Genomic DNA, 6,683 nt, shown 5'->3' with positions numbered 1-6,683 from the left:
GGATTCGAACCAGTGACTTCCACGTTGTCGACGTGACACTCTGAACCAGCTGAGTTAATGGACCGGCTACTTATAAAAAAAGTCCATACAATGTATGAACTTTTGTGGGCGATGAGGGGTTCGAACCCCCGACCCCCTCGGTGTAAACGAGGTGCTCTGAACCAGCTGAGCTAATCGCCCTGTTATGGGTGTGCAAATATAGTTTAGTTTTTGATATCTCAAAAGCTTTTTTGAAAAAAATTCAAAAATTTTTAAATAATTTCTGCAACAACAAACGTACTGCCACCAACATAAATAACATCTAACTTCGTAGCATGTTGTTTCGCAGCACTTAAGGCTTGCTCAACGCTATTATATGACTCTCCAAAAAATCCATTCGAAATGAAAATATTTTTTAAATCATTTGCGTCAAAACCTCTCGGGATATTCGGTTTGCAAAAATAGTAGGTCGCTACCTTGGGCAATAAAGGTAAAATAGTCGAAACGTCCTTATCATTTACAACTCCAAAGACCATGTGTAGGTGTTCATACTGTTCTTTTGCTAATTGCGCCATGGCGTATTGTAAACCTTCTTTGTTGTGCCCCGTATCACAAATAACCTTTGGTTGCTCCTGAAGAACTTCCCATCGTCCGTGTAACCCGGTGTTCTTGATCACATTTTTGAAACCTTCAACAAGGGATTCCTCTGAAATTTCAAATCCTCGCTGTTGAAGAACCTCTATTGTAGAAAGAACCGTCTTTCTGTTTTTTATCTGATAATCGCCTTTTAAATCACTTTGATAGTCTTTTTCAACTTCCTGTTGATCTGCGAACTGAATGTTGGCATGACGTTCCTTGGCTATTTCTATAAATATAGCCTCAGTTTCAGGCTGAGTCTCCCCTATTACAACCGGAACATTCGATTTTATAATACCGCCTTTTTCAAAAGCGATGGCTCCTAATGTATTGCCTAAAAATTGAGTATGGTCCAATCCTATGTTGGTAATAACGGATACTTCGGATGTAATGACATTGGTGGAATCTAATCGTCCGCCCATACCTACTTCCACCACTGCAATATCAACTTTTTCCTTGGAGAAATAATCAAACGCCATACCCACCGTCATTTCAAAAAAAGATAACGAATGGGTTTCAAAAAAGGCTTTATGTTTTTGAATAAAATCCACCACAAAGGCTTCGCTTACTTCTTTGCCATTGATTTTAATCCGTTCTCTGAAGTCTTTTAGATGTGGAGAAGTATAAAGTCCAACCTTATAGCCAGCCTCTTGTAAAATGGACGCCAACATATGGCTGGTGGAGCCTTTTCCGTTGGTGCCAGCTACATGAATGCTTTTAAAATTGTTTTCGGGATGATGAAGATGTTCTATTAATTGCAATGTATTGTCAAGGTTAGCCTTGTAAGCCGTTTTACCTTGATTTTGATACATTGGTAACTGATTAAACATCCAGTTGACAGTATCTTGATAAGTCATTTTATTGGGTAACGCTAAAATCGATTTTCACAAACCCTATTTGAGTAGAGGGTGCTTTAGGATCTGCTGGCCATTTATAAGTCAACGCCGTTTTTCGAGCAGCTTCATACAAACATATGTTTCCTGTAGTTCCTTTTTTACCAGGAATAGCATTCACGACGCGTCCATCTCTATTCACATGAATTTCAACAACCACACGACCTTCTTCATAACAATCCGGAACTACTTTACCATTAGAAGGTGTTCCTCTTCCTCTCAATCCATAACCGGTTCCGCTACCACCACTTCCTGTACCTGGTTGTCCAAAATAACTTGGTGCATAGGGATCGCCATCCAATTGACCTTTATCTCCAGGCTTATTGTCGTCACCTTCACCGCCAGAGGCTTTACCATCTGATTTTTTAACGCCTCCAATCAATGCATCGAGTTTTGCTTTTTTATCAGCTTCTTCTTGTCGTTTTTTCGCTTCGGCTGCTTCTTTGGCTTTTTCTGCACGTTCCACCTCGGCCTTTGCATTGGCATCAGCTTTTGCCTTGGCATCTGCAGCTTCCTTTTGCTTTTTCATAGCAATGGCTTCTGAATTGTCGGCTGTCAATACTTTTTCGGCAGGTTGTTCTGATTTTTTAGGCTCCGCTTTTGTTTCTTCAACTTTTGTTTCCTTAACAACAGGCTCCGTAACAACTTCTTTGGGTTCAGACTTGATAGGCTCTAAAGGTTGCACTTCGCCACTACCCACGTCTGAAGTTCCAAAATTAACTGCAACGCCATATTCCAAAGGCGGATCCATATATGGAAGAGCACCAACAACAAATAACAACAATACCAAAATCACCACAATTAGTGAGGTGATTTTTGCCGAATTGCGTTCGTGTTTGGTTTCTAAAAACTTCATATTAATTAGGCTTTACGGCCAAAATGACTTTAAATTTATTTCTATTTGCAATGTCCATCACTTTTACAACATTTTCAACCGCTACTGATTTTTCAGCTCTTAAAACGATGGTCGGTTCTGTTTGATTGGCCAGTAAGTTTTTTAACTCAAGTTCCAAAACACTTTCGCCAACCAGCTTTTGATCGATATAATAGTTTAAATCCTTGGTAATACTTACGGCAACCGATTGTTTATTCTCCGTTTTTCCACCTGCTTTGGGTAACAGAATGTCAATAGCATTTGTGGTTACCAAAGTTGATGCCAACATAAAAAATATCAATAACAAGAAAACAATATCGGTCATGGACGACATATTGAATTCTGGTGTTACTTTATTTCTTCCTCTTATATTCATAGATACGACTTACTCAAAATTATCATTAATATTTTTTTTAGATGCAATTTTCAACAATTATCAACAATTCTAGTCGACCAATCCAATTACTGTCGACCGCCAACTGAAAACTGCCAACTGAACTAAATCGGTTCGTTCAAATGATCTAAAAACTCTAATGAATTGGCTTCCATCTGATAGACGACTTTATCCGTCTTAACCACCAAATGATTATAGAACATAAAGGCGACAATACCCACTATTAATCCACCAACGGTTGTGGTCATTGCCGTATATAGCCCGTCGGCCAGCAATTTAATATCAATTTGACCGCCAGCATTAGCAATTTCAAAGATGGATAAGATCATCCCAATAACAGTTCCTAAAAAGCCAATCATTGGACCAACACCAGAAATAGTTGCGAGAACACTAACGTTGCGCTCCAATTCATAAACTTCCAAACGTCCAGCGCTTTCCAGAGCCGTTCCAATATCATCCAAAGGTTTCCCAATACGGCTGATTCCTTTATTGATCAATCTTGAAACTGGCGTGTTGACTTGAGCACAAAGAATTTGAGCCGAGTCTATTTTACCATTGGACACGTGATCCTTTATCTGGTTCATGAAATTGGAATCTATTTTGGAAGCTGCCTTAATAGCGAAAAGCCTTTCGAAATAAATATAAATGGCAAATACCAACAACACAAACAAGACGGCAATAATAACCATTCCTGCCGTTCCTCCACTTGCAATCAATTCAATTATGGATAATGTTTTCTCTACTGATTCACCATCAGGAACAAGTTCCGTTCCATCTTGAATAGCACTCTGTAATATCATATTTATAATCATTAAAATTTATATAACTAGTGTATAACGTCTAATACTAGGCTTAAGTATGTATTTAAAAAATAATTTGTCTTGTAAACATAAAAACTACGGCACCTGCCAAGAATCCGATCAATGCTAACCAAGAGATTTTTTTAAGGTACCAAAAGAAATCTATCTTTTCCATACCCATAGCTACAACTCCTGCAGCCGATCCTATGATTAACATACTTCCTCCTGTTCCTGCCGAATAAGCTACAAAATGCCATAGCTCATTATCCATAGGCTCAGAAAACATTCCTAAACTAGCCGCCACCAATGGCACGTTATCAATAACTGCTGAGGCAACTCCTAGCAATAGTACCACTAAATCGGAAACACCTTCATGGTGTAATTCTGTACCCAACATTGGCATGGTATCTTGTAATGAGGTTGCGAATGTGAATAAAATCCCTAAAGATTCTAAAGCAGCTACGGCCATCAATATTCCAAGGAAGAATAAAATACTTGGCAATTCAATTTTTGCCAAAGATGAATGTACAGGACTGTGATGAGCATGGATATCTCCTTCAGCCGAATCTGGAGTGGTCATACTAAAATTTCTTCTACTATAAACTTCGGCAAATATTGCCACAATACCAAGAGACAACATCATCCCGACATAAGGAGGCAAGTGCGTTATTGTTTTAAATACTGGCACGAATACAATCGCTCCAAGACCTAAATATAACATCGTGGCACTGTATTTACTTTTTGGTTGTTCGTCAATTAAATCTTCATCATCTATGGTTAAATTTCCTTTAAACACAGGAAGGAATGACGCTATAAGTGCTGGAACGGCCATACAGATTAAGGAAGGCAAGAACAAATACACAAATAAATGGCTTGAAGTTACTTTTTTACCAATCCAAAGCATGGTGGTCGTCACGTCGCCAATTGGAGACCAAGCACCTCCAGCATTAGCAGCAATAATGATAAGACCTGCATACCACAAACGCATATCTCTTTCTTTTACAATTTTTTGAAGAATGGAAATCAATACAATTGTTGCAGTTAAGTTGTCAATAATTGCAGAAAGTGCAAAAGCTAAAATGGAGAAAATCCATAGAATTTTTGTTTTTTTCTTGGTTTTAACAAAGCCTTTTATGGTTGAGAACCCATCAAAATAATCAATAATCTCAACGATGGTCATTGCTCCCAATAAGAACACCAAGATCTCAGCCGTTTTTCCTAAATGGTGAAGCAAGGTGTTTTCCATATAGCTCATTTTACTCGCCGCTGGATTTTCTAAATTCTCTACCGGCAAACTGGCAAAGCCCTCAACCAAACCATGATTGGCAGAATCAAACCAATTGGGAAAGCTCTCCAATCCTAAAGAAATCAAAGCCCAAGCGATAGCCATCATGACCAAAGCTGGAATAAGCTTGTCAATTTTAATGCTATGCTCTAAAGTAATGGCTAAATAACCAATCACAAATACCAATATAATTGCGGTTTCCATAAATAAAATATTAAGTTGATTAAATGCTATTCTTTACGCGGTTTCGCTTACGCCTGTTTTACCTTTATTTTTAATTTAAACTCCTTCGGTTATTTTTTGATACTGTTTTCTATGTTTTCAGAAATAACACCTTTCAATTTGACCCTTCTTTTCCATAAAATTAGCAAATACTCTAACCACAGCGTATTTCCTTTTATCTGTTTTGACAAAGGCAACACACATTCATATTTAAACCGTCATGCATAGGGATACATCTTTCTGACAGACAACTGCATAAAGAAGGAGCAACCAATAAACTTGTCGTTCAGGTTTTCCGATTGTATTGCAATTACAGATTGTTTTTCTTCGCAGTTATGAAGTAATTCTGTCATTCGATGATGTTCATTCTAGTTGGTTAAGTTAGATAATACGCTAAAAAATTGACTTTTTATCTTATATTCTGTAACAAATATAAAAAACTATAAATCTCTTTGAATTAAATTCACCATTATTTTACGAATAATAAATTTTACCCGAGCTGTGATCATGTAAAGCACCTGTCACACTGCTCAAACAATTGGTTTCATTACGGTGTTTTAACACGCCTAAAAACGCAAAAATGAGCGCTTCTTTAAACTCTATTATAGGGTTTTCAGGAATAACGATAACACTCTTGGTTTTTTCAGAAACGCGCTCCATCAAAAACGTATTGAATGCACCACCTCCAGTCGTTAATACTGACGTTTTACTTTTAGATTTGATTTCGTTAGAAATTTGAATGGCTATGTGCTCAACAAATGTTCTTAAAATATCTTTGGTGCTTAATTGAAACGAATCAATCAATGGAAAGATTTCTGATTTAACCCATTCCAATCCTAATGATTTTGGATAATGGGATTTATAATAGCTTAAAGCATTCAGCTCTTGCAACAAAAGTTCATTAACTGCCCCTGATTTCGCGATTTTCCCACCATTATCATAGTCAAATCCTAAGTTTCCCACATAATGATTGAGGACGATATTGGCTGGGCAAACATCATAAGCAATCCGTTGTCCCTTGTGTTCAAATGAAATATTTGCAAAACCACCCAAATTAAGGCAATAGTCATATTTAGAGAACAAAAGCCGATCGCCAATAGGTACTAATGGCGCGCCTTGACCGCCCAGAGCAACATCTTCAACCCTGAAATCACAAACCACAGTTTCCTTTAAAATCGTTGCTAGTTTTGGTAAATTCCCTATTTGATAAGTCAGTCCAATTTCTGGTTGATGCAATGCTGTGTGACCATGTGAGCATATCGCATCTAACGCGGCAAGCTTGTGTTTTTGAATAAACCGACTGATTGCGTCTCCAGTAAAACGGGTATAGTCTTCATCCAATTGGAGTAATTCCGACTTCGTAAAATTTACTAAGTTTCGTAGTTTTTCAACCCAATCAGATGGATACGGCCAGGTTTCTGCCTCCAATATTTTAAATTCCCAACCCTCCGAACAGGTGAAAGTGCAATGTGCTATATCCAATCCATCCAAGGACGTGCCTGACATAACTCCTATTACGTTGTAGTGATTTTTGTTCATAGCCGTAAAAATAGCTATTCAAATTGATAAAATACTAGTAAAACCTTATATTTGGATTCGT

At 37.7% G+C, this 6,683-nt stretch carries 6 protein-coding genes and 1 tRNA gene; all 7 read right to left on the bottom strand.

Annotated features, from left to right (window positions below; genetic code table 11):
- Nucleotides 1–105: 105 nt before the first annotated feature.
- The 7 genes from ABIQ28_RS10035 to ABIQ28_RS10005 all read right to left on the bottom strand — a co-directional run bounded on the left by ABIQ28_RS10035 (nucleotide 106) and on the right by ABIQ28_RS10005 (nucleotide 6,622).
- Nucleotides 106–180, bottom strand: a tRNA-Val gene (locus tag ABIQ28_RS10035).
- A gap of 71 nt (nucleotides 181–251) precedes the next feature.
- A complete protein-coding gene (locus ABIQ28_RS10030) occupies nucleotides 252–1,472 on the bottom strand; it encodes a folylpolyglutamate synthase/dihydrofolate synthase family protein (RefSeq protein ID WP_348036842.1) in 1,221 nt (406 codons plus the stop codon).
- Nucleotide 1,473: 1 nt separating this feature from the next.
- Nucleotides 1,474–2,364, bottom strand: coding sequence for an energy transducer TonB (locus ABIQ28_RS10025; protein WP_348036840.1), 891 nt, complete (start codon nucleotides 2,362–2,364; stop codon nucleotides 1,474–1,476).
- A 1-nt stretch (nucleotide 2,365) separates the two neighbouring features.
- The gene (locus ABIQ28_RS10020) at nucleotides 2,366–2,758 is read right to left on the bottom strand and encodes a biopolymer transporter ExbD (RefSeq protein WP_348036838.1); all 393 of its coding nucleotides are present in this window, start codon (nucleotides 2,756–2,758) and stop codon (nucleotides 2,366–2,368) included.
- A 122-nt stretch (nucleotides 2,759–2,880) separates the two neighbouring features.
- The gene (locus ABIQ28_RS10015) at nucleotides 2,881–3,576 is read right to left on the bottom strand and encodes a MotA/TolQ/ExbB proton channel family protein (RefSeq protein ID WP_348036836.1); all 696 of its coding nucleotides are present in this window, start codon (nucleotides 3,574–3,576) and stop codon (nucleotides 2,881–2,883) included.
- A gap of 64 nt (nucleotides 3,577–3,640) precedes the next feature.
- Nucleotides 3,641–5,065, bottom strand: coding sequence for a sodium:proton antiporter NhaD (gene nhaD, locus ABIQ28_RS10010; RefSeq protein WP_348036834.1), 1,425 nt, complete (start codon nucleotides 5,063–5,065; stop codon nucleotides 3,641–3,643).
- 492 nt (nucleotides 5,066–5,557) lie between these two features.
- Nucleotides 5,558–6,622 (bottom strand): anhydro-N-acetylmuramic acid kinase, encoded by a 1,065-nt coding sequence (locus ABIQ28_RS10005; RefSeq protein WP_348036832.1) that lies wholly within the window; start codon nucleotides 6,620–6,622, stop codon nucleotides 5,558–5,560.
- Nucleotides 6,623–6,683: the final 61 nt, after the last annotated feature.

Source organism: Gelidibacter sp. (assembly GCF_039916245.1).
GTDB lineage: Bacteria > Bacteroidota > Bacteroidia > Flavobacteriales > Flavobacteriaceae > Gelidibacter.
The sequence above is the reverse complement of the archived record's forward strand: the minus strand, read 5'-3'. Positions and strand labels throughout refer to the sequence as shown.

Bases quoted from the DNA above. Each gene is read 5' to 3' on its own strand.
- ABIQ28_RS10030 (WP_348036842.1), bottom strand. From the start codon at position 1,472: ATGACTTATCAAGATACTGTCAACTGGATGTTTAATCAGTTACCAATG.
- ABIQ28_RS10025 (WP_348036840.1), bottom strand. From the start codon at position 2,364: ATGAAGTTTTTAGAAACCAAACACGAACGCAATTCGGCAAAAATCACC.
- ABIQ28_RS10020 (WP_348036838.1), bottom strand. From the start codon at position 2,758: ATGAATATAAGAGGAAGAAATAAAGTAACACCAGAATTCAATATGTCG.
- ABIQ28_RS10015 (WP_348036836.1), bottom strand. From the start codon at position 3,576: ATGATATTACAGAGTGCTATTCAAGATGGAACGGAACTTGTTCCTGAT.
- nhaD (WP_348036834.1), bottom strand. From the start codon at position 5,065: ATGGAAACCGCAATTATATTGGTATTTGTGATTGGTTATTTAGCCATT.
- ABIQ28_RS10005 (WP_348036832.1), bottom strand. From the start codon at position 6,622: ATGAACAAAAATCACTACAACGTAATAGGAGTTATGTCAGGCACGTCC.